At 58.1% G+C, this 24,452-nt stretch carries 23 protein-coding genes; 3 read left to right on the forward strand and 20 right to left on the reverse strand.

Annotated features, from left to right (window positions below; genetic code table 11):
• Positions 1–26 precede the first annotated feature (26 nt).
• The 3 genes from G6L01_RS09270 to hmuQ form a co-directional block, all read right to left on the reverse strand.
• A complete protein-coding gene (locus G6L01_RS09270) occupies positions 27–2,465 on the reverse strand; it encodes a mechanosensitive ion channel domain-containing protein (RefSeq protein ID WP_070165052.1) in 2,439 nt (812 codons plus the stop codon).
• A gap of 482 nt (positions 2,466–2,947) precedes the next feature.
• Positions 2,948–3,481, reverse strand: coding sequence for a heme utilization cystosolic carrier protein HutX (hutX, locus tag G6L01_RS09275; RefSeq protein WP_070165053.1), 534 nt, complete (start codon positions 3,479–3,481; stop codon positions 2,948–2,950).
• Between the two features lie 7 nt (positions 3,482–3,488).
• Positions 3,489–3,830: a heme-degrading protein HmuQ gene (gene hmuQ, locus G6L01_RS09280; protein ID WP_070165054.1), complete on the reverse strand. Its 342-nt coding sequence runs from the start codon at positions 3,828–3,830 to the stop codon at positions 3,489–3,491.
• Between the two features lie 332 nt (positions 3,831–4,162).
• On the opposite strand from hmuQ, the gene G6L01_RS09285 reads away from it, so the two are divergent.
• Genes G6L01_RS09285 through G6L01_RS09295 form a run of 3 tightly spaced genes read left to right on the forward strand, consistent with a single transcriptional unit; the run spans position 4,163 to position 6,968 of the window.
• Entirely contained in the window at positions 4,163–5,062 is a 900-nt protein-coding gene (locus G6L01_RS09285) for a heme/hemin ABC transporter substrate-binding protein (RefSeq protein WP_234891819.1), read from the forward strand.
• Positions 5,059–6,144 carry a FecCD family ABC transporter permease gene (locus G6L01_RS09290; RefSeq protein ID WP_070165056.1) on the forward strand — a complete coding sequence of 362 codons (1,086 nt, stop codon included), beginning with the start codon at positions 5,059–5,061 and terminating at the stop codon, positions 6,142–6,144. Before G6L01_RS09285 ends, G6L01_RS09290 begins: the two co-directional genes overlap by 4 nt.
• A gap of 35 nt (positions 6,145–6,179) precedes the next feature.
• On the forward strand, positions 6,180–6,968 hold the full coding sequence (locus tag G6L01_RS09295) for a heme ABC transporter ATP-binding protein (RefSeq protein ID WP_070165057.1): 789 nt from the start codon (positions 6,180–6,182) through the stop codon (positions 6,966–6,968).
• 373 nt (positions 6,969–7,341) lie between these two features.
• On the opposite strand, the gene G6L01_RS09300 is transcribed toward G6L01_RS09295, so the two are convergent.
• The 17 genes from G6L01_RS09300 to G6L01_RS09380 all read right to left on the reverse strand — a co-directional run bounded on the left by G6L01_RS09300 (position 7,342) and on the right by G6L01_RS09380 (position 24,322).
• On the reverse strand, positions 7,342–7,689 hold the full coding sequence (locus G6L01_RS09300; RefSeq protein WP_071207459.1) for a hypothetical protein: 348 nt from the start codon (positions 7,687–7,689) through the stop codon (positions 7,342–7,344).
• Between the two features lie 3 nt (positions 7,690–7,692).
• Entirely contained in the window at positions 7,693–8,007 is a 315-nt protein-coding gene (locus G6L01_RS09305) for a hypothetical protein (RefSeq protein ID WP_071207458.1), read from the reverse strand.
• 1 nt (position 8,008) lies between these two features.
• Complete coding sequence (locus G6L01_RS09310) at positions 8,009–8,155, reverse strand: hypothetical protein (protein WP_156585805.1); 147 nt, start codon at positions 8,153–8,155, stop codon at positions 8,009–8,011.
• Positions 8,148–8,423 (reverse strand): hypothetical protein, encoded by a 276-nt coding sequence (locus G6L01_RS09315; RefSeq protein WP_071207457.1) that lies wholly within the window; start codon positions 8,421–8,423, stop codon positions 8,148–8,150. The genes G6L01_RS09310 and G6L01_RS09315 overlap by 8 nt, the downstream gene beginning before the upstream one ends.
• Positions 8,420–8,785 (reverse strand): ubiquitination-like system serine protease family protein, encoded by a 366-nt coding sequence (locus tag G6L01_RS09320; protein ID WP_081356549.1) that lies wholly within the window; start codon positions 8,783–8,785, stop codon positions 8,420–8,422. The genes G6L01_RS09315 and G6L01_RS09320 overlap by 4 nt, the downstream gene beginning before the upstream one ends.
• On the reverse strand, positions 8,782–9,609 hold the full coding sequence (locus tag G6L01_RS09325) for a glycoside hydrolase family 108 protein (protein WP_071207461.1): 828 nt from the start codon (positions 9,607–9,609) through the stop codon (positions 8,782–8,784). The genes G6L01_RS09320 and G6L01_RS09325 overlap by 4 nt, the downstream gene beginning before the upstream one ends.
• Positions 9,610–9,680: 71 nt before the next feature.
• Entirely contained in the window at positions 9,681–10,085 is a 405-nt protein-coding gene (locus G6L01_RS09330) for a hypothetical protein (RefSeq protein WP_071207456.1), read from the reverse strand.
• Positions 10,086–10,097: 12 nt separating this feature from the next.
• On the reverse strand, positions 10,098–12,092 hold the full coding sequence (locus G6L01_RS09335; RefSeq protein WP_174089211.1) for an autotransporter outer membrane beta-barrel domain-containing protein: 1,995 nt from the start codon (positions 12,090–12,092) through the stop codon (positions 10,098–10,100).
• Between the two features lie 71 nt (positions 12,093–12,163).
• Positions 12,164–12,523 carry a hypothetical protein gene (locus tag G6L01_RS09340; RefSeq protein ID WP_174089212.1) on the reverse strand — a complete coding sequence of 120 codons (360 nt, stop codon included), beginning with the start codon at positions 12,521–12,523 and terminating at the stop codon, positions 12,164–12,166.
• 77 nt (positions 12,524–12,600) lie between these two features.
• Positions 12,601–15,141 carry a hypothetical protein gene (locus tag G6L01_RS09345; RefSeq protein ID WP_174089213.1) on the reverse strand — a complete coding sequence of 847 codons (2,541 nt, stop codon included), beginning with the start codon at positions 15,139–15,141 and terminating at the stop codon, positions 12,601–12,603.
• Positions 15,138–16,715, reverse strand: a complete 1,578-nt coding sequence (locus tag G6L01_RS09350; RefSeq protein WP_174089214.1) for a hypothetical protein — start codon at positions 16,713–16,715, stop codon at positions 15,138–15,140. The genes G6L01_RS09345 and G6L01_RS09350 overlap by 4 nt, the downstream gene beginning before the upstream one ends.
• Positions 16,712–19,555, reverse strand: coding sequence for a phage tail tip lysozyme (locus G6L01_RS09355; RefSeq protein ID WP_174089215.1), 2,844 nt, complete (start codon positions 19,553–19,555; stop codon positions 16,712–16,714). The genes G6L01_RS09350 and G6L01_RS09355 overlap by 4 nt, the downstream gene beginning before the upstream one ends.
• Positions 19,556–19,557: 2 nt before the next feature.
• Positions 19,558–20,166: a hypothetical protein gene (locus tag G6L01_RS09360; protein ID WP_156612757.1), complete on the reverse strand. Its 609-nt coding sequence runs from the start codon at positions 20,164–20,166 to the stop codon at positions 19,558–19,560.
• On the reverse strand, positions 20,166–22,283 hold the full coding sequence (locus tag G6L01_RS09365) for a phage tail protein (protein WP_174089216.1): 2,118 nt from the start codon (positions 22,281–22,283) through the stop codon (positions 20,166–20,168). Before G6L01_RS09365 ends, G6L01_RS09360 begins: the two co-directional genes overlap by 1 nt.
• Positions 22,284–22,940 (reverse strand): phage connector family protein, encoded by a 657-nt coding sequence (locus tag G6L01_RS09370; RefSeq protein ID WP_174089217.1) that lies wholly within the window; start codon positions 22,938–22,940, stop codon positions 22,284–22,286. It lies immediately after the preceding gene.
• 86 nt (positions 22,941–23,026) lie between these two features.
• Positions 23,027–23,311 (reverse strand): hypothetical protein, encoded by a 285-nt coding sequence (locus tag G6L01_RS09375; protein WP_071201784.1) that lies wholly within the window; start codon positions 23,309–23,311, stop codon positions 23,027–23,029.
• Between the two features lie 66 nt (positions 23,312–23,377).
• Positions 23,378–24,322: a phage capsid protein gene (locus G6L01_RS09380; protein ID WP_071201786.1), complete on the reverse strand. Its 945-nt coding sequence runs from the start codon at positions 24,320–24,322 to the stop codon at positions 23,378–23,380.
• Positions 24,323–24,452: the final 130 nt, after the last annotated feature.

Below are 24,452 nucleotides of genomic sequence, written 5' to 3' on the forward strand. Positions count from 1 at the left end.
GGCTGGTTTGCCTGCGACGAGGCCCGTTACGAACCGGGCGCCGGTAGTGGCGGCGGTTCGTCCTCTGCCGCTACATCCGCCACGGCTTCTTCCTTCATAACCACGCCTTCGGCCTTGAATCTTTCGAAAATTCCCAATCTCAACTCGTTGCGCACCGCAAGCCCGTTCAAGACATCGCCGACAAAGACGCGGACTTCAAATTCAAGGTCCGCTCCATCAAATTTCTTGAAGACGACGACCGGTTCGGGGGTGCGCAACACGCCGGGTACATCGCTTGCCACCTCTCTCAGCATCCCCATCACATGGCGCGGATCATTGACCGCCTTGGCGGAAATCTCCATATCGATCCGACCCAGCTTGTTGCGATGGGTCCAGTTACCAACCGAGGCGTTGATCAGCTGCGAATTCGGCACGATGATCGACTGACGTTGAAAGGTTTCAATTTCCGTGGCGCGCACCGAAATACGCCGCACAAAACCTTCACTCGTGCCCGTCGCCACCCAGTCGCCGACCTTAAAGGGCCGCTCGAAGAGCAGGATCAGGCCTGAGACGAAGTTGGAAATGATATTCTGCAAACCAAAACCGATACCGACCGACAAGGCACCGGCAACCAGCGCCAGGCTGGACAGGTTGATACCGGCCGCCGACAGGCCCATGAAACCGGCGACAATCGCGCCGAAATAGCCGACGGAGGTTTTGACCGAATTGCGCACGCCCGGATCGACCTGCGAGCGCGCCATGACATTGCCGTCAAGCCATTTCTCGAACCAGCGGGTCAGCACGACACCAATCAGGAAAATGGCGATCCCGCTGAAGATGCCGACGATGGAAATGCTGATGCCGCCGACATTGATCTGGATGAACAGGTTATAGAACCAGGTCTGGATATCCGGCGGCTGGAAGCCCCAGGACATCATGATCAGGGGAACGCCGATCACGAAAACGAAACCGTAGATCAGCAATCCGGCGGCAATACCGAACTGGTCGAGCGCGACTGGTCCAAAATTGAAGCGGCGCTGCAAGAAACGGCCAACGATCGTCTCGGCAAACCGGTCACGCTCGGACACAGCCCGACCTGAACGGATGCCGATATACATGGTGGCCGCCACGCCTCCCGTCAGGATAAGCTGGCTGGCGACAAACCGGGCCAGGCCGATATAGCCGATCAGGCTGGTGAAGATCAGCCAGACGCCGCAGACCCGAAGAGCGATGGCTGTCCGCTTCGACCAGGGACGGCCACCCGTGGCGGCTTCATCCTCGGATTTCGGCAGAAGCGGACGAATGAACGAAACCCAGAGCAGGATGAGACCGACCAGGCTTGACGACACCATACCCTTCAACACCGAGAGCTCGACTGGCGATCCCAATGTCTGCGCAATACTGGACAGGCCATAATCGAGACCGTTGATCACCGTCATAGCCACGAAGGCTGCTACCAGCTGGCGGCTGCCCCGGTCGGACACATGCACGAGCCGCCATTTGGGCGCCCATGGATTAAATACGGCAATGGCAAGCCGCGACGAGAAAAACACCAGCCAGAACACACCGAAAAACGACGCGATGATCGGCTCGATGTCCGGCCGCATGACGCTGAAGGTATCGAGAAAGAAATAACTGGAAATCAGAAAGAAACTGAAGGCAAAGGACGGAATGATCGTTGCCCAGAAGGCCACCGAAAACCGGCTCATATAGGAGGGATTTTCCTCCAGCTTGCCCCGTTCGATGATCGGCCCCAGAATCCGCTGAAGAACGAGCCGTAATCCCAGCGCCATGGCGAGCGACAAAACCATGGCCGAGACCAGCGAAATTTTCTTGAAGCGCCAGGCGAAACCCGTCCACCCCTCGAGCATCTCGGTAAAGCGGCTCGCTTCTGTGCCATAGGACAAGGCGGCATTCGTCATACTGTCAACGGAAATGTCCGTATGGGCCAGCAATTGCCGTGTGAACAATTCCCGCCGCACAGCAGTGACCTTGATAGACAAATCGCTCGCAGCCTTGCTGACTTCGTCGATCCGGTTCAGGACCGAAGCAATCTGTGCTTTCTGGGCATTGAGCTTGTTTCGCTGCTGGGTCACCTCGGCCGCTTCAGCAGGCTGACCGTCCTTCGGCGGATCGCCGAGTTCTTTCAAGCGAGCGGCAAGGTCATCCTGACGCGGCGCAATCAGCAGCTTCATGGCCTGCAATTGTCCGACGATGTCGTCCAGGCTAGATTTGGCTTCCATCAACTCGCGGTCGTTGTTTCCAGCCTTTTGCGGCAAGCTGGCAAGCGAATCGATTTTCTTTTGTAACTGGTCAAGCGTCGCAGGTGCCTTAGCAACCGGATCGTCATCGGCAAAAATACTGTCCTGCGCCAGTGCCGTCCCGACAAAACCCCCGATAAAACCATGAGGCCCGGAAGAACCCATCCCGACAGCAATCAGCAGGATGATCGGAAATAGCGCTAGAAACTTCTTCAGGCTCTGCAAATCACTGTCCCTTTGTCCGTATCGATTACAGCGGCGCGCAAATCACATGCTGCACGAAACCTGCTGTAGCACTCTAAACCTGCTGCATAATCCCTTAAACCAGCACCGGTATCAGTAATTATGCAGGACAGTCTGTCAGTTTTATATTGACCCAAACAGACCATCGTTTTTTTGTTTTCGTTTGTCTTTTCGAGAAAACCGGTTTCCGCATGTTCCCCGGACAAACTCCAGATGCCGCCATGCTGGCCTGCCGCATATTTCAGGCCAATCGATGACCAAACTGCCTTATGCACAAGACAGCAGCATAACCAAGCAGGACGGCGGGCCCTAATTGGCACCATGCAGGTGTCCAATACTCGATTCCCTGCCCCTACAAAACAAAGGTCAACGGCAAAAAGCCGCCGGAGAGTTTCCGGCGGCTGAGCAAAGCTCCAGGCATTTCAGATGCGAAGATACAGGCGCCCGATTGGCAATAACCAGCCCTATCCCGGCAACGAGCCCCGATACTGGGAACGGAGTTGCTCAAACAGGGCGACTTGCTCGGCAATCAAAGTCTTTTCCGCATCCCTGCGCACGAAGATCTTCAACATTGCAGCGCCCTCGCCATTCATGAACCACACCGACAGGGACCGTCGGCCATGAAACATCCGGTCAACAAAGGCGACGGAGCGGCAATGGTCGATACGGATATGGCCGCCGACCGGGCTATCGCCGTGAATGTTGAACCAGCCATGACCAATGGACCCCGGCGGCAGAGCGCCGACCACTTCCAGAACGACGTCTTTTGTGTGGACGATGGTCAGCACGTCGCCCCAACCTGACAAATGGCCCCAGATCGGCTCGAAAGCCAGTGACGGCGCGATGGTCACACAATCTGGGGGCAGAATGGCCAGAATTTCGGCGGGCGTTACCCCTGCCTCCGCAGCGATGGTTTCCACCACGCCGTCAGGTTTTTCGGCGAGAGCCGCTTTGGCAATCTCAAGGGGTGAAAGACCAGCAGTCTCAACAGCAGCCATAATCGCCTCAGGCCGCCTTGGAGCTGCGCGTACCCGTGCTGTCTTCATGAAGGATCACTTCAAACCCTTCGAAATGCGGACCGCCAAGATATTGAACCTTACTCTGCCCGGCATTGGCATGGGCGGCGCGGAACTGCTCGGATTTCGTCCAGGCAACAAAGGTTTCATGGCTTTCCCAGACCGTATGGGACACATAAAGCGAGTGATCCTCGACCTTGGGGCCTTTCAACATATGAAATTCGACATAGCCCGGCACTTCCGCCAGGCGGCCCTGGCGATCACGCCACTGAGCTTCAAACACGTCCTCGAAACCGGGAACGACACGAAATCGGTTCATTGCAATATACATACTCTGCTCCACACGTTGGCTGGAAATGCAATGCTGCATAATTCCTCAAACCGGCATTGGTTTGAGGAATTATGCAGCAGATATAAAGCGTTACAGCGTCCTTTGTGTATTTGATAAAACACAGGGCGCTGTCATGCACCTGTCCTGTTGCGTCATTATGAAAACTTGTGCATTGTAGTCAAGTTAAAATCCAGCCCGCTGCTGTTCGTCGTCATTCGTCACATGAAGACCGGACCCGACGTCCGCGAAGGGGCTCGATTACGATACACAATCCTGCTCTGAAAACGCATGAAATGGCGTTGCCCGGGCAACCTTCTCAGGACGATACCTTGATGAGACCTTCTTCTCTTCTGACCTCGCTTGCACTTTTCGGTCTTTTTACCCTCCCTCTTCCCCTCCCTTGGGCCATGACCTCAGCGGCCTTCGCGGCAGACAGCTTTCCCCAGGCCAGCCGCATCGTCTCGATTGGCGGGACGGTCACCGAAATTCTCTATGACCTGGGTGCCGGGGAACGCATCGTTGCGGTCGATTCCACAAGCCTCTATCCTCCTGAAGCATCGACAAAGCCCAATGTCGGCTATATGCGCCGCCTGTCCGCCGAGGGCATACTGGCCCAGAAACCCGATCTCATCCTGACGGAGGCGGGCTCCGGGCCGCCCGATGCTCTGGCTGTGCTGGCGCAAAGCGGCATAGCCCTGGTGAACATCCCTCAACAGCCTTCGGCGGAAACCGTCGCTCCCCGTATCCGCGCCGTCGGTGCGGCAATCGGCAAGGGTCCGCAGGCCGAGGCATTGGCAAGCCGGTTCGAGACGCAATTGGATAAGCTGAAGACTGATCTCGCCCACCTTCCAGCCGAGAAGAAGCGGGTCCTGTTCGTTCTATCCATCGCCAATGGTCGTATCATGGCCGCAGGCAAAGACACTGCAGCCGATGCGATGATCCGGCTTGCTGGCGCCACCAATGCGGTGGGCGACAGCACAGGCTACAAACCACTTAGCGATGAAGCCGTGATTGCCGCAGCACCTGATGTAATCCTCGCCATGGACCATGGGGCAACTCAATTGTCCGCCGCACAGGTTTTTGCCTTGCCAGCCCTTGCCACCAGTCCGGCAGCCAAGACGCAAGGCTTTCTCAGCATGGATGGGCTTTACCTGCTAGGCTTCGGACCGCGCACCGCTGACGCGGCCCGAGAACTGGCGTCCAAGCTCTACCCAGAGGCAACCATCCAGTGACGATTGCCGCAGCCTCATCGACAGTGCCACTGGCATCGACGGGCGACCGCTCGCGCCGTGGCATGGCAGCCGTGTTGCTGTTGGTGACATTGCTTGTGGCAGCCTGCTTCGTCTCGCTGATCAGCGGGCCGACGGGGGTCGGCTTGAGCGATCTGGTTACATATTTCTCTGGAAAGAGCGCGCTGGCGCAGCAGGACCGTATCGTGCTGGAGGCCGTCCGTCTGCCCCGCACCTTGATGGGTGCTCTGGTGGGCGCAGGTCTCGGGCTTTCCGGGGCGATGATGCAGGGCCTGTTTCGCAATCCGTTGGCCGACCCTGGCATTGTCGGCATCACCTCCGGGGCCAGCCTGGCCGCAGTGGCGGCCATCGTGCTTGGCCCCGGCCTGCTTTTACCGCTGCAAACGGCCCTTGGAGAGGAATTCCTGCCGATCATGGCGTTTTGCGGCGCCCTGCTCAACACCGCCCTGCTCTATGCCATCGCCACCCGTGGCGGCCAGACATCGACCATTTCACTAGTGCTATCAGGCATTGCCATCGGCGCCCTCAGCATGGCCGCAACGGGCCTGCTGATCTTCATGGCCGACGACCGGGCCTTGCGCGACATCACCTTCTGGAACCTGGGATCGCTGGGCGGGGCGACCTATGCCAAGGCCGCGTCAATCGCACCCTTCATTCTCGGTGCGCTTGCCGCCGTACCCTTCATCGCGCGTGGACTGGACGCACTCGTGCTGGGCGATGCCGCTGCTTTTCACATGGGAATTCCAGTGGAGCGGCTGAAACGCGTCAGCGTACTGATCGTTGCCGCCGCCTGCGGGGCCGCTGTGGCCGTGGCTGGTTCGATTGCCTTTATCGGCATCGTCGTCCCGCACCTGCTGCGCATGGCCATCGGCCCATCGCACCGTTTCCTTTTACCGGCCTCCGCACTGGGCGGGGCAAGCCTGCTGCTTCTGGCCGACAGCCTTGCCCGCACCATTGTTGCACCGGCGGAACTGCCCATCGGCATCGTCACCGCCTTGATCGGCGCGCCTGTTTTTCTGCTCCTGCTGCTCGGCAAAAGCGGACGCGGCATGATGCAAGACTAGAACCTGCTCAATAAGAATGCCTGGGGATACGTGCCATGATAACCGCAGAAAATTTGACATTGCACCGCCACGGACGCTTGCTGCTGGACAGGATCAGCCTGCGCCTCGTACCGGGTCGCTTCACCGTCATTATCGGTCCAAACGGCGCGGGCAAATCAACCTTGCTGAAACTGCTCTGCGGCGACCTGAAAGCTGATAAAGGCCGGATTGCCTATGACGGCCAAGATATAACCCGGTTGAAACCGCAGTATCTGGCCCGCAGACGCGGCGTTCTGCCGCAAAGCACCAGCCTTTCGTTTCCGTTTACAGCCCTGGAAGTCGTGCGTATGGGCGCCATGGCTTCAGGCACCGCCCGACCGATGCAGGCTGCAAGACAGGCATTGGCGCGGGTGGATCTCTCAACATTTGAAGCGCGCGCCTACCATGCACTGTCCGGCGGCGAACAACAAAGGGTACAATTTGCCCGCGTCCTGGCGCAACTGCCAACAGCGGTCGATGAAAACGGCCCACGCGCCCTGTTTCTCGATGAGCCAACCTCAAGCCTCGATCTTGCTCACCAGATTTCCGTCCTGGAAATCGCCCGCACCTTTGCCGCTGATGGAGGCATGGTGCTTGCGGTTCTGCACGACCTCAATCTCGCAGCAGAATTCGCCGACAGTCTGATCGTGCTGGATGGTGGACAGGTGATTGCCGAGGGTCCGCCGCAAACGGTCATCCGCGACGACATCATCGCCTCCGTCTATGGACTGAGTGGAACGGTCAGCCGGGCGCCGACCCATCTCCCTTTTGTCCTGCCGCAATCCAGGCTGACCCTCTCGGCTTAATCATCCAGAATGAGCAATTCCAGACAAAAGTTATCCACAGGAATCCACAGCTATTTTTGGATGAATATGAGGAATAAATGTGAACATAACGAGAAAATAAGTCGCCATGCGAGAACATAAGCGGATCATAGTTTTATTTTGAAAAAAATCGTCTGGATGAGTTTACCTGCGTCCAACAGATGTCGTTTGACAAACTCTACACCTGGAGAATTGCCTGGATATCCGAGGCAAATGAGTTCATCTGGAAAGTCATAAAAAGAATGGTGGGTGATGTAGGGTTCGAACCTACGACCCGCTGATTAAGAGTTATTTCGGAAATGACCTAATACAATGACTTGCGGGTGTCAACGTGCGACGAAATGTTTCTTTCAGTCTATTTACCGATAAACCATTTCAACCCGCTGACAATCGTTTCAGAGATCGAATATAGCCACCCGGCAGCCGCCAATACACCACCGCCAACCCATAACAATTTCTGCCCAAGCCAGCCCGCTCCGGCGGCCTTTGCCTTCAAATCCTGATATTGCTGGAGCGTCATCGTGTGGCCGGTAATGGACACTTCCACCGCCCCCACGCGAACATTGATCAGCGCTAGAGCCACATCCTGCTCATTCAGCTTTTCCCATGTCCGGCGGCCACGCTCGGAGCCTTCCTTCGATACATCGTCGATGCGGCGATTGATCTGCGCAAGCTCACGCAGGATGAGAGCGGAAGCGTCCATGACTTACTCCACAATAACCAGCACATCGGGGTTCGTCGCCCCGGCCAGGATAACGACGATCTCACCCGAGGTTTGAAGCACGAGCTGCTGCACAACATCGTTGTTGCCGTCCACCTTGGAAACGGTCAGCTTGGCGTTTGGCAAAGGTGTTTCGATCTCCACACCATCAACCGGCGACAGATCGAGAGACTTTGAAGACACGGACAGCGTGCCACCGCCGAGACTTCCCGAATATTTCAGCATCCGGTATCCCGCATCAATGCGACCGGAGACACCAGTGTTCCAAGTCGCATTGGCTTGCAATCTCTTGATAGCCATTTCACTTCCCTTTCCTGCAAAGCTCGTCCTTGCCGCATTGCATGTTGTGCGCCACCACCTGGCGGGCAAAGCGTTCATCGTGGTTGACGATCCAGGCAGCCGTTTCAGGCGCAGGTGTCAGTGCGGCATAGCCAGCGCCATCATTCACACTGCCCGTTGTTCCACATCCGGCCGAGAGCGCGGCACAGGCCAGCACCATCCATCTGCTCAATAACGCCATCGATCGTTCCTCGCTCGTTCAGCTGCTCGATCAGCTCTTGTTTCGCCGCGTCGGCCGCCAGCGCCTTGCCATCCATCCGGCCTTTGACATAGGCAAAGAGAATGGCGAGCAAGACGAGGCCCGTCAGAACACCGAGCGCCGCCGCCCGCCAATGCTTCTTGATGAAGGCCAGCACGGCCAGCGCCTCGGTAATCATGTAGGCTCTCCATCAGACCAGTCCGGCAGATCAACTGTTTGGCCAGCCAAGGAATGCGTGCAATCGCCCAGAAACTCGATGCGGCCATCAGTAACGAATGAGTGGCAGACCATTTTCTGATCCTTACTCTCATCGTCGAACTCTTCAGGCACGTCACTGGGAACGCTCCAATTCACAAGTATGGAGGGCCGGAATGTGGGTAAATCCACATTACCGTTGAACGACCAAGAGGGTCCGCCGATAACATTGCCCCGCAAAGCGGCTGCATTCACTTTGACCTGATGTGTCTCATGGCAACCAGGGCAATAAAATGCGATGCGACCACCGGAAAGGCTACGAAGCTTTTTAGAGAGGGCGCTCACACCGCCACCCCGTTCACCGCCACGTCAACGGCCTTGGCCCTGCGCTTGGCATAGATGCTGTAGGCAATGCCGCCGATTGCCACCAAGGCCCCGGCAACAGTCAGGAAAGCGATGATCTTGCCAACCAGCTCGATGCTGGAGAATGGCGCAAGCTGCTGGGTGGTCTGGGCCAGCACGGCGCTGGCACCGCCCACCGCCGTGGCGGCTTCACCTGGCGCAGAAGACGGCGCAGCCTTGACGGCAGAAACCGGAGCCTTGGCATCGCCGTTTTCGTGATAGACCGGAGCCGGACCGACATCGCCGCTCGCCCACGCCTGACCGACATCGAGCACATGCTTGAGGCGGTTGGCCCAGCCGTTCTTATTCGCCTCCCAGTTCGAAAGCGTCTTCATGAAGGCAAGGCGCTGGCGTATCATGTTGGCAATCAACGCATCATGGTTCGTATGCGCTTTGGCAGCGGCAATCGTCGCCGGACCAACCAAACCGTCATCCGGCACGCCAAGCGCGCGCTGCAACCACTTGGCGCTTTGCGCAGGACCGGAATTCACTGCACCGTCGAACACGACATAGGAGACGCCAGCGGGCAGCTGATCAGCCTTGACCAAGGCCCAGTAGCGGCCACGGTAAATGCTTTCGGCTTCCGCCCGCACGATGAACTTGACCGATTGCGGTTTCGCACCAATCGACCGCCGATACACATCATAGACGGGCTGTGTAACACCCATATTGGTGGCCCCGCCCGGATCGTCTTTTTTCGGTCTGTTGGAATACGGCCCCTCAGAACCAAGCACCTGCGCCACACTGCGCTTGAATTCGTCCGCCATAAAAAAAGCTCCAGCTTGATTTGCTGGAGCCATTTTAAGTTTCGCCGGAGGGCGTCAAATGCGAGAAAACGCTACTCGATAATCGTAAGCAGCGAAGAAAGCAGCGCCGGAGGTATGGGATTGTCGCCAAGACGAAAATCCGCTTCCTTTAACAATACCAGATCCACGTCTATTTCCTGCTTGCCAAGGTCGGCCATCGCGGTGTTCAGCGCGGAAAATTTCGGATGGTCCGGGTCGATCTTTCCCGTACCGTCCGAATATTCGTTGATCAAAGCATCCCGCGCAACACTGAAATCATCGACATGTCCTTTCAATATGCGCAGGTTCCGCGCCAGCGTCATGCGCATGTCGCCGCCAAAGGCATAAGGCACGATGACAGCCTTTTCAACGCCGCCCTCCTTCACCACTTTATTCTGTCCGCCGAGCTGGGAAATTGCATTTGCCAGCTCGGTTGCTTCGCTCAATTTAAGTTTCATGGGTCAATCCTCTTAGGCCAGAGTACAAAGAATGTTGACTGACGTACCATTGTAGACAGCCGGGAAATAACGAGTGGCGCCAGCGCTGGTCGTACCGAGAGCAACGCCAGTCGTAATCGAAAGCAGGCCGGTTCCTTTGGTCACGAGCGAAAGATTGATATTCGTGTCGCTGCCTTGCACCGCAACCGATGGAGCCGCACCGGTATTTGCCCCGGACAGCAACAGCGAATTCACGGCGGAGGAATTGCCATTGATCTGCACCAGGGTGTTGCTGCTACCGCCTTGCAGAAGATACCCACCATTACCTTTCGTCCGCAGCGCAAAGCCCGCATTCGTCTGCGTGGCGTTTGCAAGGCTCAACAGCGCATAGCCGGAAGCCGCCGCGCCCAGATACAGTTCGGTTTCCGTCAGGCTTGTGGTCTTGCCCTTGATCAACGCCCCCGAAACCGTCACCAGAGACGCATCAATCACATGGGTAATCGATTGCGTGTCGAAATAGATGGCCGTGCTATCGGAGGCGAGAGCGTGCGCGCCATAATTGGAAACGAACGCCAGGCCATATTTCCAGAGCGGATTACCGCTATCCGAAAGATTGCCGACAGCAATAGCCGCATCGAGCGCCGTACCACGCACTTGGCCGCCAGCCGGGATCTGAATGCCGGTACGGATCGCAGCCGCGCCGCCCGTATTAATGACGGTGTTGAATTCACCGCCCGTAACATTGTTATAGCCGGTGACATTGGCCTTGATCTCCGCATACGTGTTGAGACCGAACAACGCATCGCTGTTGACGGAACTGACATTGGCATACGCACCACCCTGCAACGCCACGAAATGACCACCGCCAGCGAGAATACCGGGCTGCCCTTCAATGATCATCTGCCCGCAAAGCGTCTGGATGATACCGGTCGCCCCGGCCTTGGCGCGATGGTAGACAACGAAGCCCTGCTTGCGACCGCCACCCGACACTTGCGCATCGTCGACAATATCCAGAGAATGGAAATCGACGCTTGACGTGGTGACAAGGCCAAGGGAACGCGCCTCATCGCGACGGAAAATCGAAGACGCAACCCCGTTACGCATATCGCGACGGCCGACATTGACCACATTCCCCGGAAGAATGTCGGACCAGTTATAGGCCGTCAACGCCAGATCGCCACGAATGACCCAGTTGACGGACTTGGTTCCGCTGATCCCGGTTGCAAACGTATAGCTGCCTGCCGGAACCTCGATATCACCGCCAGCCGCGCACGCCGCATAGGCCGCCGCAAACGCCGCCGAACTGGAAACCGCTCCGGTATTGTCCGCGCCATAGGACACGACATTAATGGGCAGATTGTTTTTTATGGCAAATTGCGCCGGATTGATCGATGCGGCATATCCCGCCGCAGTCGTGGCGGACGCCGCCGCCGCAACCGCAAATCCGTCCGCATCGGCGGCGTGGGCCTGCGCTTGCGTCATATACCCCTGCGCGGCAACCGCATAGCCTTGTGCCGCCTGAATATCGCTGGCATTCGGCCCGGCCACCAGCACCCCGCCAAGGGCCAGCATCAAGGTTGCACCAACGGCCAGACCGGCAGAAACCTTATAGCCCTGCCCGCCAGCGTCGAAATCCATCTTGATGGATCGATCACGGTCGCGCGCCAGCTCCTGAAGGATAATGCCCTGTTTGGTTAGCTCCTTTTCCAGGGCATCCGAATTCAGTTGCACGCCTTGCGTCAGACCCGCCGTGCGTTCATGCACGCGCGCACCGATAACCTTGATTTTCGTGGTGTTGGGAACGTCGCTGGCAAAGTCGATGGAAAATTCGTCGAACGGCTCATCACTGACCTTGGTGACAGTCACAGCCTGTTCGGTCCAAACGGTTTCCCCCGTGGCCTTGGTGCAAACCAGCACATCGGCGCTATCGAAAATCTTTAGCCCGAACGGCCCATAGCTCGAACCGCCATCCCCAAGGAAAATCGCTTCTTCCCGCGTCTCGCGCGAAATCGGATAGGGTTGCGCCATGGAAAAGCCCCGCCTGAAAATCAATCTCAGGCAAGGCTAATGGATGGCAGGGTGTGTTAAGTGGGTGTTAGCTACTTGTACTTCAGCACTGCTTCCATGAGATCGTAAAGAACAAGAAGCTCTTGCTTCGACATCGCCGCGAAATCATCCAACACGGGCTTAGGTGGAAGCCCCTCGACGTTCTCACTGGTCTCTGCCAACATTTGTCGAACAGGATGCCCAACCTCACCTTCAGCTTGTATAGTCCTTGTTACAAAATCGCCGAAAGACAGCAGTTGGCTTCTATCGAGGGATGCGACGTAAAAACTCAGCGCTTTCCTATCAGGCAAAATATGGTCAGCAGCTCGACACAATGCCATGGTGTCAACCGCTATCTCCCATTCTGCCTTGGAAGGTTTGCCTTTTCCGAAAATTCTTGAAATCCAACTCATGAGCCCCCTCCAGTTGTCACGAGTAAAATCACAAAAACACGACCAAAAGTCGAGATCTGTTTTGGTGACAATGACATTCAATCTGGGCCAGCCACATTTCCAAACTCAGGCAACCGTTGCGGCGTCAGTGTTCCGGGTTCCCACCAGGCGCTGGCTTTGCGCTTTTGCATCTTGAAGCTCTTTTCCGCTTCCGGGTCGAGCAACCATTGCAATTGATCGACGAACATCCGTTTATAGGCCGCCCGCGTGAAAGGATGTGACGATAGCAGCGGCGTATAGCGCCCCACATATTTCACCGCCGCCCGGCCTGCCTTGCTGCGGTCGAACTCTTCCGGCAGCTCGCCGCGCGCCAGATCGGCACCAGCCCCCACCACATCCTGAATGCCGCGCAACGTCAGATCCAGCGTATCGCCAATAAATGCCCCGCCAATGCCGCCCAAGGTCTGGGCAAAATTCTGGCCGAAGCGGTTTTCAGCCTTGTCGACGAAATCGGCAAACAAGCCACCGCCGCCACCCTTCACAAACGCCTTGCCCCAGAAAGCCGGGCTGGACATATCTTCCGGGTCTTTCCCGTTCAGCACATTGAGGATCTGGGTATAAGCCGCCGCCCCCATGGTCAGCGGAATGGCCATGGCCGCGAAATAACGCCCGCCCCGTGCGATCTTTCCAGCCCGGCTATTCCCGAGCATGGAATAAACATAGATCGCTTCCAGCTGGCGCGCCGTAAATGACATGCCGAAACTCATGAACTGGGAACCGAATTCGGCAATCTCACCCAGCACCGTGCCGCGCTCGACTTTGCCGGTCAGCACGCTTTTCACACGCGGATCGCCAGCGGGAACGCTGCGTTCCGTCCATTGCGTGATCATTTCAGCATATTTTTCCGCAAGGCCACGATCACCGGTTTTCTCGAAAACGCCACCCGGATCGAGAAAGCCCAACTCATCCACTCCGGCGCGCATCCTGTGCCAGTCCTCGGCGGTAAAGCCAAAGCCCGTCATCGTCTTTTTCAAAAGCGGATGCAGATCCAACCAGTCGGTGTTTTTCTCGGCAAAGCCGCCAAGCGTCTCGTGCCAGGCGCCCGCCTCAACCCGCTTGCGGGCATCCGTCAGCGGAATGAGCGCGTTCCACGTCAATGCACGGTCGACAAAATACTTGCTCCATTCGTTCGAAAACATCTGGTCGACAAACCGCGCCTTGTCATTCGCCACAAACAGAAAGTCATCCCAGATCACCGCCCGGCGTGCCATCGCCCGCTTGTCCGTATCGCGGGCAAACCGCTTGACCATATCGATCAGCGTCGAGGTGACAGGCAGGCCCGCCAGCCGCCGCGCTGCCTGTGATACGAACGGGTCCGTCATCGCCGCCAGAATGCCGGTCCCGCCCAATGCGGCCGAGGTGGCGAGATTGCGGATATCGCCGGAAATCTGCGCGGCGGCCGAGGATACGGTTTCGCGGCCGCGAAGCGAGCGCCAAAGGCTATCGATCCGGTAATCAGCCACTTTCAGCGCCGACATGCCCGGCACCTTCAGTCCCTCTATTGTCAGCGCACCGGATTGCCGCTTGCCGATATCAACCTGTATCGCCTGCTTGATCCATTCCACCGTTGCATCTGGGTTCGGCCCGAAACGTTCCATGGAAGCAATATCGCGGGCAACGCCATTGATATGGCCGAAAATCGATTGGATGACGTCTTTCTGCCCGAAGCGCTCGTTATAGGTCAGCCAGCTTTGCGCATCGTTGAAAATCAGGAACCGGCCATCCTGATAGCGGCTGGCAACCTTGCCCTTGCCAAACCGGCGACTTTCCGGCTTCCGGTGCGCCCAGCCATCCGACATGATGCTATCGAACACATAATCGAGCGAGGAATTCAGTCCGTCCGGGCCAATCACTTCACCCGTGTTCGGATTGGTCATTTCCTCGGCATTCAGCAGCGGCGCAATGAAGGCCTTCCACTCCTCCCGCGCCTGATCGATGGAGCCGCCCAGTTTGCGAATGCGCGTCTTGTCATGGCTGTGGGGAATGCCCCAGTCTGCCCGCTTGGCAATATTGCCACCAGCAGCATTAAACCGCTGGCGCAAATCTTCCAGCACGTTGGAAATTGCCCCGGCCATGGTTTTCGCCTCGACATTCGCCACCGGCTCGCCATGCATGGCCTTGATCAGGTCCGGCAGGTCCACCGTGTTCTTGCGCAAGCCAAGCCCTTTCGAGCGCCGGAAATGATACATGACATTAGAAAGGTCACGTTGCGCCATGGCGGTAATGGCATGCGCCCGCCCGACCATGGAAAATGTGCCTTTGTAGCCGTTGTGGATCATCAACGACAAAGCCGCGTCCAGCTGATCGGGCTTGCCCTTTTCATCGCGGTAGGTTTCGATGAAGTCAGCGATTTCCTTGCGCCGCGCTTCCGCCAGCAACACTTGCCTGCGGTTTTCCATGGCTTCATCCCGCAAGGCTTTGACCACTTCGTCACGCGCCGCCGAGGCCGCTTCCCGGTCTGTCATGCCCGGTCGCTTCTTTTTGAACCGGGCTTCATAATAGCGGTGCAACTCTTCCGCCTGGCGGGAATTGATTTCCTTGGCGGCAACGGCGGCATTCAAACAATCACGAAGGCTCATAGCTGGCAGGTCTCCAGAATATCGGCAAGAATGTGAGGTTCAGACGCAAGCTCCAGGGCTTCCCGCGTCGAAATCCATTTCTGATTTCCATCGCCATCTTCAAACGGCAGGTAGTCCAGAACGCTTTCCGGGTTGCCATTGGCATCCACACGCGGCTCAATAATTTCGCCCGCCTGCTTTTCCGCCACACCCATCGCCTCAAGGGTCGCTGGCTCGGTGGTTTGCACCGGGCGAATGGTCTGCTGTTCGATGGATGTTTCCGGGAGATCAGCATCCGCCCGCACGGCCTGCCCTTCAGCCGCCACGGCCTCTCCCATCGCCGGAACGGCTTCATTGATCTGGCGACCAGTCCCATCGATCTGCCGCACCGCCTGCCCCGCATTTTCACCGAAAAACGTATCGCGGATATCATCGATCGCATTGGCGTCGCCACCATAGGCACGCTCATATTCATCGGCGGAAAGCGTGCGCAGCGGTCCGGCCTGTTCATCGGCAAGCATCCGCTCAACCACTTCCGGCGGCGGATGATTGTCAGGATCTTCCGCATAGCGCATGGCGGCATCGAGCACGCGATGTTGTTCCGGGGGCGCATCCGGCGCAATCATCACATCATCAAGCACCTTGTCTTCAAAAGACCGGTTCAGCAGATCGAGCTTTTCGGGCGATAGCTCGACATTCATCGCTTTCGCCAGCGCCTCGACATCGCCGGGCTGCGGATTGCCATCAAGTACCCGCGCCGCAATTTCCGCGCCGCCGTCGCTCATCCGGTAAATCCGGGCCAGTTCGCCAGCGCCTTGCACCGTTCCGCCAAACAGCGAACCGAATACGGCGGAAACGCCGATATTCTTCAACGCGCTTTCCATGCCGTATTCCAGCCCGGCGTCACGGCGGCGCTGCTGGCTTGCCGCCTGCAAGACCGCTTCCTGCCCGCCATTCAGCAAGGCTTCCGTCATCATGGTGCGGCCGATCCGGGCGGCAACGGTCGCGCCTTCGCTGGCGCCAGCCCCCAGCATCGCCATGCGCCATTGCGCCGGGTCGCGCGCTGCACCTTTCAGACCGCCGACAATCTGGGCCATGAACCCGCCAACCGCGCCCAGCTCGGGCGAACTGGCGGCCAGCTGCTGTTGCCGCTCGGCTTCCCGCATCTGGCGGTTTTTCACATCGGCAATCGAGCCGGACAGCACATCATTGACCGCCGGATACTGTTCGGCCAGGGCTTGCGCCTTGGTGTTGAACTCCTCTTCTTTGGATTTGGCATAGTCCGGCCTGATCCAGTTGCCGTTGACCATATCGCCGCCCGCCTCGCCCAGCAGCATCTGGGTGGCGGTTATCGCCTGCATGTCCGTTTCGCTCGGCACCCGCATGGGATTATCCAGCGTCTGGCCGGTAATATCGCGGATCTTGGCAATCCGATCATCATAGGCCCGTTCCAGACCGGCATCATCGGCATTCATATTGTCCACGGTGGTGGTGACGATATCCGTAGCCGTCGCCAGCTTGCCAAAGGCTTCGCTCCAGCTTTCCGGGCCGTCCGATACCTGTTTCGGCAGATCATCGAGTGTTGCCAACCTCATTTGAACGCCTCCGGCACCCGCTTTTTCAGGGCGTCCATATTGCCGAGATCAAGCAGGATCGGCTTGCCATCCTCCCCGGCGATAAACATCGGCGTGGACGAGGCCGGATCACCGAGTGCGAACACATAGCCACCATCCACAGCAACCGGCATGGCCTTCTGGAAATCCGCCGCCGTCCAGGCGCGCCCGTTCTTGGCCTTGACGCCACCAAGATCCGCGTCTGAAATCGCCTCGATGACAGTGCCGAACCGATCCGCCCGCACCGTCGGCGGCACAAGAACCTGCTTTTCCCGGTAGAACATTCCCCGGTCATATCCGGCAAACCCGCCATATTGCACCGATCCGGCAAAGCTTGCGCCCGCCGCTTCCTGAAACGCCCGCTCATAAATCGGCTTGGCATCCGGTGTTTTCGGGTCGATACCAGCATCATACAGACGCTTGCGGGCAATGGCGGCAGCTTGGGCGTCCAGGCTGTTGACCTGATCGGGCGAAAACACCAGCGCACCGCCCGCGATTTTTTGCGCTTGCGGCACCCGCGCCGTCACCTTCATGTCGGGATAGGCCTTGCCGTCAGGCGTCTTGCCATATCCCGCCAGCAAATCACGCGCCGCCTTGACATTGCCGCCCAGCGCCATGATTTCACCGGCGCCGGAAACAGCTGGCGCATCCTGCCCCAGTTCGCGCAACACCTGCGGGGCATTGCGCCCGGCCGCATCCACCAGCCCGGCAGCAATCGAAACGCCACGTTCCGGGTCCGTTGTCACGGTCTTTTCGATCTGATCGACCTCGCCGGGCCGGAAATATTTCGGCTGTACGCCAAAATGCCGGGCCACGGCTTCCGCCTGATTGATCCGTTCGGAAAAGGCACCGGAAACCGTGGACGGGTCTGCATCGCCATCGATGGGCAAGCCAGCCGAGGGTGGCAAGATCCCGAAGCGCTCGGCAACGCCAATCGGATCGGTCTGCAATTCCTTGCGGTGGCTTTCGATCAGCTTGCGGGAAAAATCACGGTCATCCGCCGTCGCCTTGTCACCCAGCAGCGACGGAAGCCGTTTTTCCACCTCTTCAATCGGCAAGGTGCGGATCGCGTCGGCAACCTTCCTACGGGTCAAGGTCGATCCGACGATCTCCGAACCTTTCGGTGCGGTCGCCGCATCGAGCTGGAAACGCGCGAATTCATCCGGTGAAACCGGCATGCCCCGTGCAATCCGGCTGACTAAGTCTTCACCCCGCTTTGTCAGATCCTTGTCTGACTTTTCATCCTGCGTGCGCCGCGCCCGCTCGGCGGCAATCATCTCTGCATCGATCTTATCCCAGCTATCGGCGTCAACACCGTCCAGCTTTCCGGCGCTGTAATCGGCCGTCATGCTTTTGCGCATGGAGGCGATATCGTCGGCAGGAAGGCTTTGCGCCTGCTTGGTGTAATAAGTCACCATCATGTCGCCCCGGCTAGCGCGCTTCGCCCGCTCTGCATCAGCGGCGGAAATCACCCCTTTTGCCACCGCCGTGTCGTAATGATCGTCAATCGTCGCCTGTAAATCTGCCAGCCGTGCCGGAGCGCTATCACTCTTGAAATCGATACCGGCCATCGCCCGCGATTTGGTATCCTCAAGCGTTCCAACGCGCCCGAGAAAATCGCCCCGGTCCTGCTGCTTGATCCGCGTCTGCTGCGCATCCTGCGCCTGGCGCACAAGGCCATAGGCCCGCTTATTGTAAGCCGCCGTGTAATCCGCTTCGATTTCCGGGAAAAGATGCTCCTGCTTATGGGCCTGCAACAGCTCGCCGTAAGCCTTTTGCAGCATGGCAGGATCATCCTTGTATTTGTCATACACGGCGTCCTGATCCTGCAACAATGTCAATTCGAGCTGCTGGATATAGGTTTTTTCCCCGGCAACATTATAGGCCCGTGCATAGATCGTATCCCCCTCTTTCGGGCGAAACGTTCCCGCCTTGCCCGGTTCGATTTTCACAGGCACAGAAACAGGCGTAACCGAGACAGGCGCGACGGACGAAGCGGACGGCATAGAACGGTACGTTGGCTTTGCCGCGCCATCTACTGGCGCCGGAACCGCACTATCTGGCGCAGCAACAGCAGATGGTTGCCCACCATCCGCCGGGGCAAAGCTCAAAGCATAGCCCAACCGATTGTCATAGCCATGCCCGGCGGTCGGATTGCCGGGCGTCCAGCCCGCCGGGCGTTCGTAGCTCATCAGGGCGCTCACCGCATCCTGCACATTGCCGGAGGCAAAGAACTTGTCGCCCGCAGATTTTTCCGTGCTTTTCAGCTCGCTGACGGCAAAATCAAGCTGCGTTGGCAGATCGACGACATTCCGGCCCGATTTCGCTGCAAATTGCCGCAAGGCCGTCTGGCGATCACCGCGCCATTGCATGATGCCAAAGGCAGAGCCATTGTCACCGCTGGCTTGCGTATTAAACGCGCTTTCCTGCATTCCGTGGCCAACAAAGGCCGCCGCCTGCGCGGGAGAAAACCCGTGTTGGGCGACAAGATAATCGCGCGCCTTGGCCGCTTCCGCATTCGCCGCTTTCGGATTGACAAGGCGGCCTTGGCGCGGCCCATCAACAGGCCCAACAGCATCACCCGTAACCGTCGAAGCACCCGGCGCACCGGCCAACGCATCGGCTTTACCGGCTTTCTGCCCCGCCGCCACCGCTTCCCGATCTGCACGTTGCCCGAATTCGTCGGCCACTCGGGCAAGGCCAACGGCCACTTTGCGCTCCAGCTCGCCGTCATCGCGCGGACTGGGCAGCACCCCTTCCTGCAAAATCGGCTGCACACGAAAAGGCCGGTATCCGACCGGCTGGGGCAATCTGTTCGCCATGGTCAGCTCACTTTCGACGTTTTATAGAGGCCTTGGTTGGAAATAGATGCGCCGGTGCTGAACAGGCTGGTGGCAGCGTTGACCCAGCCGCCAAGCCGGGCTTTTCCTGCCATCTTCCGGTAATTTCGCTCACGGTCGGAAAGCTGCGCTTGTGTCGTCTGCTGCGTTCCCACCTGGGTGGCCGTGCCGAGATCTGCTTCACGGAAGGCTTCCTTGCGCGCCTGGTTGGGTGTCCCGAACGAAAGATCAGTCCCCGACGCCGCATAGGCAACATCCTGCTGCCCAACCTGATCCACCATCGCCTGCTTGATCGAACTTCGCCGCGATATCCCTTCCAGCGTCGTGAGCCGCTGGTTTGATTGGGCTTCCGTCGCCGCCTGCTCATAGCCTTCCGCCTGCGCATTCCCGGCGGAAACGGCAGAGACGGCGCTCAACACGCCCGCCGTCCCCTGCAAAATGGAGCTGATGGAAAGCCCGCTGGAGACCGCGCCAACGGTTCCACCAACAGTACCCGCCGTTCCCACCGCACTGCCAACCGTCGCAGCCGTTCCAGCCGCCGCCGACCCGCCACCAAAAAGCCCGCCCAATGCAGCAAGAGTTGTTTCAACCATCAGAGTTTGACCTTCGGAACATAATCGCGGAGCCGCAGCCGCCCCGGCCGCGTTTGTGTGATGGTCAATGTTGGGCCAGTTTTCACCCCGTTCAGTCCGGCAATGATCAGATGGCCGGTGTAGCCGCTCCAGGGCGCAGTCAGATCATCCGTCATCCGGCTCAGAGGGATGTTGCGGGCTGGCCTCCCGTTCGCGCCGATGGCAATGCTATCGGTGTCGATCACATAGAGATCGAGCGCCTTCACCTGGCCGGGCCGCCGCACAACGGTATCGTCCTGATTGACACGCACATAAGGCATGCTCTCGCAAACTGGCGGTTCCCAAAGGCCGACTTTCAAGGATGCGCTAGGAAAATCCGTGGTAATTTGCCCACCGACCACGGTGAAAGGCCCGTCGAAATTGCGATTGGCCTCAATCCACACGGTCTGACCTTCCAGCACGTCGAGGCCTGATGCCATGCCACTGGCATTCGTCGAAACGGTCAACGTCGCCTGAAACACCGTATCGGCGGCTTCCGCCAGCACTTCCAGCCGGGTCGCGCCGCCACGCTTCACCATCACCCACACCTGTTCTTGTCCATCGACACAATGGCCCAGCACAGTTCCACCGCCATGCACGCCCCATTCGGCCGCGGCGATCATCGTCTGTTCATCGGCCAGCATCTTGTTAACGATGATGCAGGCCATCCGGCCATCGTCGCGCCGGTGCCAGATCCGGGTGGATGTCGATCCAGCAATTTTCCGCTGCACCATTTGGTTGGCAATATCGCGGACAAGATCCTTGCTCAGATCGTTTTGCCGGGTCGGATTATAACTTTCCGAAACCGCGTCATAGGAGACCGAGTAAAGCGCCCCGCCATCGGCGGAAACAAAAAACACCATTCCGTCAACCGAAACCGGCTTGCAATTCTTTTTAGAGCCAACTTCGGAAGCACGAACCCAGTTCAGCGCCGCATTGCGCTCAATGGTTCGGTTCGAGGCAAACCATTCTGCTTGATCGGTGAACAGCACCAGATAGGTGTTATCAAGCACATGCAGCACGGTTTCGGATGTCGATGTCCGCAGCGCTTCCAGCCGGGCGCCGCTATCGGCCGTGTTCTTGATGTTGAGCGTAAAATATTCGCCGGTCTGGCTCATGGCGACGGCGGCTTGTTTCGCTTTTGGGCTGATATAGATACCGCGATCCTGATAAATTCCCATGCCGCGAAACCCGCCGCGCGTGGACGAAATCAGCGCCTCGCCGTCTGTTTCGCCAATCTGCACATGTGCGACCAGCGCCGAGGCGGAGGATGTATTCACCACCTGCACGTCAAAATCATATTCGTCACCCGCCAGACTGCCCGAAAAGGTTACGGTCAGACGGCGGTAATTGTCGGAATTTTCCACATAGGCCACCGCCACGTCGGCCTCGAAACCGGCCAGCGTGTTGATTGCCGCCTGCAAATTGACCGCAAACAGGTTCCAGATGTCAGAGCCGCCGCCGGGCGCCGCCGGCGTGCCATCTGTATTGAGCAGCCGCACCGCGCTTGTGGTGTTTCCATCGACTTTAACACTGACGGTCAACTGGTTAACGCCATCCGCCCAACGAATGTAGATATCCCAGATATCGTTCGTCTTGGTATAGCTACCACCCAGATCCACATCCGGGATATATTCCCAAGGCCAGTCGCTCAGCGTCCATACGGTATCATTGGTGCTGTTGCGCAGCAGCCGGTAACCCTTGCCATCGTTCAAATCCTGATGGAAAATCCCGAATGTATTGGCCTCCCCAAAAAATTCGAGATCCGGCACCATGGCGCTGGTAATGGCCGCAATGGCAATTTCCGCCACCTTCACCCGGTCATAACGCCAGATATCGACATAGCCGGGCGTAAACACCAGCGTGTAGGACAAGCCCACCTGCACCTTGAGCACCCCGGCTTTCAGGATATCCGAGCGCAGGGCGGCAATGTCAAAGCTACCGGGCAGATTGGCAAAGCCGGATTGCGGAATGGGTTCGAACCCCTTCATGACCAGCGCGCCGGAATAATATTGCTTGAGATTGACCTTACCGGCCAGATCCTCGGAAAGCTGCCCGGCATTGGCCGAGCTTTTGAATGGACCGCTGATCGCCGCCATTTACCACCTCCCATACCAGGCGTCACCAGCGCCGCCAGCACCTTGCGGGCGCACAGTGGTCAGCGGACTATTGTCGGCCATCGGTTCACCCACTGGGCGCGAGGTCTTGTCCTGCGCCATCAACCGGCCAAACAGCCCGCCGCCGCCCTGTTGCGAGGGCGACCCGAAAGCCTCTTGCAATCGCGCATCCCGCAAATTCTCATCCTGCCAGACAGGCACGGCCAGATAGCCGCCAAAGGCCACCACAAACGCCGCCCGAAAATCCGGCGGCCAGATATCTGGCGACACCAAAACTTTGCACAGCGACCACGTTTGGGTGCAATTGGCAAAGAGAAGGCCTTCTTCAATGGTAAATTCGCGCAACGGGCGCGGACTGGCCCCGGCCTGATCCATGATTTTCAGCGGATTGCCGATCCGAACACCCGGCAAATCGAAGGCATGGCGCCAACCGTTTTCCGGCTCTTCCTCCCGCAAGCGGTTTTTGAAGGTCTTGAGCGAAAAGCTCCAGTCATGCAGCCCGAAAATATGATCGACAGTCCGTTGCCAGACCAAAGCGACATTTTCCGAAAGCTCCGATCCGTCATCGACCGAAAACACCGGGCCAACACCGATATCGGCCAACGTCATATTGATGATTGTCGGTTTATCGATTGTCATGGCAACCACCTGAAACAGAAAGGGACCGTGGCAGATTAGCCGCCACGGCCCCTTGTTCAGTGCATCTGCCCCGCCAGTTCGGCGGATCAGTCCGCCGTGGTGTCGCCGGTCACATCCGTCACGGTGACATTGCCGGTTGCCGGCACAGTCGCCACCTTGATCCGCACATATTCCGGCGTGCCGTCGCAATCGACCACCGCGTTGATGATAGAATGCGGCGTCAGGTCATCCCGGCTGGCATTGAAGAAACCAGCCGTCAACACTTCCGCTTTGGTGTGGTCGGTCGCATAGTTGAAAAACTTGATGATCCGCGTATTGCTCAGCATCACCGGGCGGCCTGCCGAAACGAGGTCATACTTGATATGAGCCATGGTCCTGTTCCTGTTGAATGGAGAAGAGAAGCAATCCGGGCCGGACAAACCAGCCAGGATTAGCGCTTATTCGTTGATCTTCACGGCCTTGTTGATGGCCAGCATGCGAATGCGCTTCACGCCTTCCGGCAGAATGCCCACCGCCGCCGCCGAAAGCTGGACCTTGCCCAACCAGGGCGAACCCTTCAGGGTCGGAACCTGATCAATGGTCATGTTCTCCTGATCCCATTCCACTTCGCAGCCCATGCTATCCTTGGTCCAGGCAAAGGCATCGAGATAGCCCGTGCCGTTGAAGGGCAGACCATTGGAGCCGGTCCCGAAAGCACCCGTGCCGAAGCTGAAATATTCGTTTGGCAACGTCACGAAATGCGTGCCTTGGAATGTCTTCTTCTTCATCTTGCTGGCCTTGGCGAAAGGCAGGTCAGCAGGGCCGGTGTAATCGGCATTGGAGAAATGCTTGTTGAAGCACAATTGCGTCATCCAGACCTGCGGAATGGCGCAGAAGGCTTCCTCATCCGATCCGGTACCGGCGATGCTGTCACCAATATAGGCCGCAAATTCCACATCGATTTTCGCCGTACCGTCACCGATGGTCTCCACCGTGGACGGCGTATCGGCCAGGGTGGATGTGGCATTGGCGAACGTGTTGAGCGCCGTCAGCTTGATGGTGTCGCGCTTCATGCGCACGGCCTGGGTCAGCAATTTGGAAATGCCGTCCTGCTGGCTTGGCCCCATCTTGCGCAGATCCTGCTGGAACCACGTCGCCGCCGCTTCATAGTCGGACAGGGACAGCGTGATGGTGTCCATGTTCACTTCGCTGGGGTCGATATCCTGCAAGGCGCGGGAAATCAGATACATGGGAATGCGGCCGCCAAGAACCGGGAATTTAACGACACCCGCGCCGCCATCGCCCCGGATCATCGTATCGTCGAGATAGCCGCCAAGCGCCATATAGCGCACGCGCACCATGTCGCGGATTTTTTCTACAAACCAATTCGGTGCAGAAGACATGAGAAACCCTCAATGTTTGTGATGGACGAAATCACCGTGAGGGCCGATTAGCCGGAGCTTGCGGCGGGTCCGGTAAAGGATAGCCGCCGCGTCGTCCAGGTCGCTCCCGTCCGGTAGCAATTGCATGTTG

Origin of the sequence: Agrobacterium vitis (assembly GCF_013337045.2) — a bacterium.
Taxonomy (GTDB): Bacteria; Pseudomonadota; Alphaproteobacteria; order Rhizobiales; family Rhizobiaceae; genus Allorhizobium; species Allorhizobium vitis_B.

Coding starts and splice junctions, on each gene's coding strand:
- hutX (WP_070165053.1), bottom strand. CDS start 3,481: ATGGCTGCTGTTGAGACTGCTGGTCTTTCACCCCTTGAGATTGCCAAA.
- hmuQ (WP_070165054.1), bottom strand. CDS start 3,830: ATGTATATTGCAATGAACCGATTTCGTGTCGTTCCCGGTTTCGAGGAC.
- G6L01_RS09285 (WP_234891819.1), top strand. CDS start 4,163: ATGAGACCTTCTTCTCTTCTGACCTCGCTTGCACTTTTCGGTCTTTTT.
- G6L01_RS09295 (WP_070165057.1), top strand. CDS start 6,180: ATGATAACCGCAGAAAATTTGACATTGCACCGCCACGGACGCTTGCTG.
- G6L01_RS09300 (WP_071207459.1), bottom strand. CDS start 7,689: ATGGACGCTTCCGCTCTCATCCTGCGTGAGCTTGCGCAGATCAATCGC.
- G6L01_RS09305 (WP_071207458.1), bottom strand. CDS start 8,007: ATGGCTATCAAGAGATTGCAAGCCAATGCGACTTGGAACACTGGTGTC.
- G6L01_RS09315 (WP_071207457.1), bottom strand. CDS start 8,423: ATGATTACCGAGGCGCTGGCCGTGCTGGCCTTCATCAAGAAGCATTGG.
- G6L01_RS09325 (WP_071207461.1), bottom strand. CDS start 9,609: ATGGCGGACGAATTCAAGCGCAGTGTGGCGCAGGTGCTTGGTTCTGAG.
- G6L01_RS09330 (WP_071207456.1), bottom strand. CDS start 10,085: ATGAAACTTAAATTGAGCGAAGCAACCGAGCTGGCAAATGCAATTTCC.
- G6L01_RS09335 (WP_174089211.1), bottom strand. CDS start 12,092: ATGGCGCAACCCTATCCGATTTCGCGCGAGACGCGGGAAGAAGCGATT.
- G6L01_RS09340 (WP_174089212.1), bottom strand. CDS start 12,523: ATGAGTTGGATTTCAAGAATTTTCGGAAAAGGCAAACCTTCCAAGGCA.
- G6L01_RS09345 (WP_174089213.1), bottom strand. CDS start 15,141: ATGAGCCTTCGTGATTGTTTGAATGCCGCCGTTGCCGCCAAGGAAATC.
- G6L01_RS09350 (WP_174089214.1), bottom strand. CDS start 16,715: ATGAGGTTGGCAACACTCGATGATCTGCCGAAACAGGTATCGGACGGC.
- G6L01_RS09355 (WP_174089215.1), bottom strand. CDS start 19,555: ATGGCGAACAGATTGCCCCAGCCGGTCGGATACCGGCCTTTTCGTGTG.
- G6L01_RS09360 (WP_156612757.1), bottom strand. CDS start 20,166: ATGGTTGAAACAACTCTTGCTGCATTGGGCGGGCTTTTTGGTGGCGGG.
- G6L01_RS09365 (WP_174089216.1), bottom strand. CDS start 22,283: ATGGCGGCGATCAGCGGTCCATTCAAAAGCTCGGCCAATGCCGGGCAG.
- G6L01_RS09370 (WP_174089217.1), bottom strand. CDS start 22,940: ATGACAATCGATAAACCGACAATCATCAATATGACGTTGGCCGATATC.
- G6L01_RS09375 (WP_071201784.1), bottom strand. CDS start 23,311: ATGGCTCATATCAAGTATGACCTCGTTTCGGCAGGCCGCCCGGTGATG.
- G6L01_RS09380 (WP_071201786.1), bottom strand. CDS start 24,322: ATGTCTTCTGCACCGAATTGGTTTGTAGAAAAAATCCGCGACATGGTG.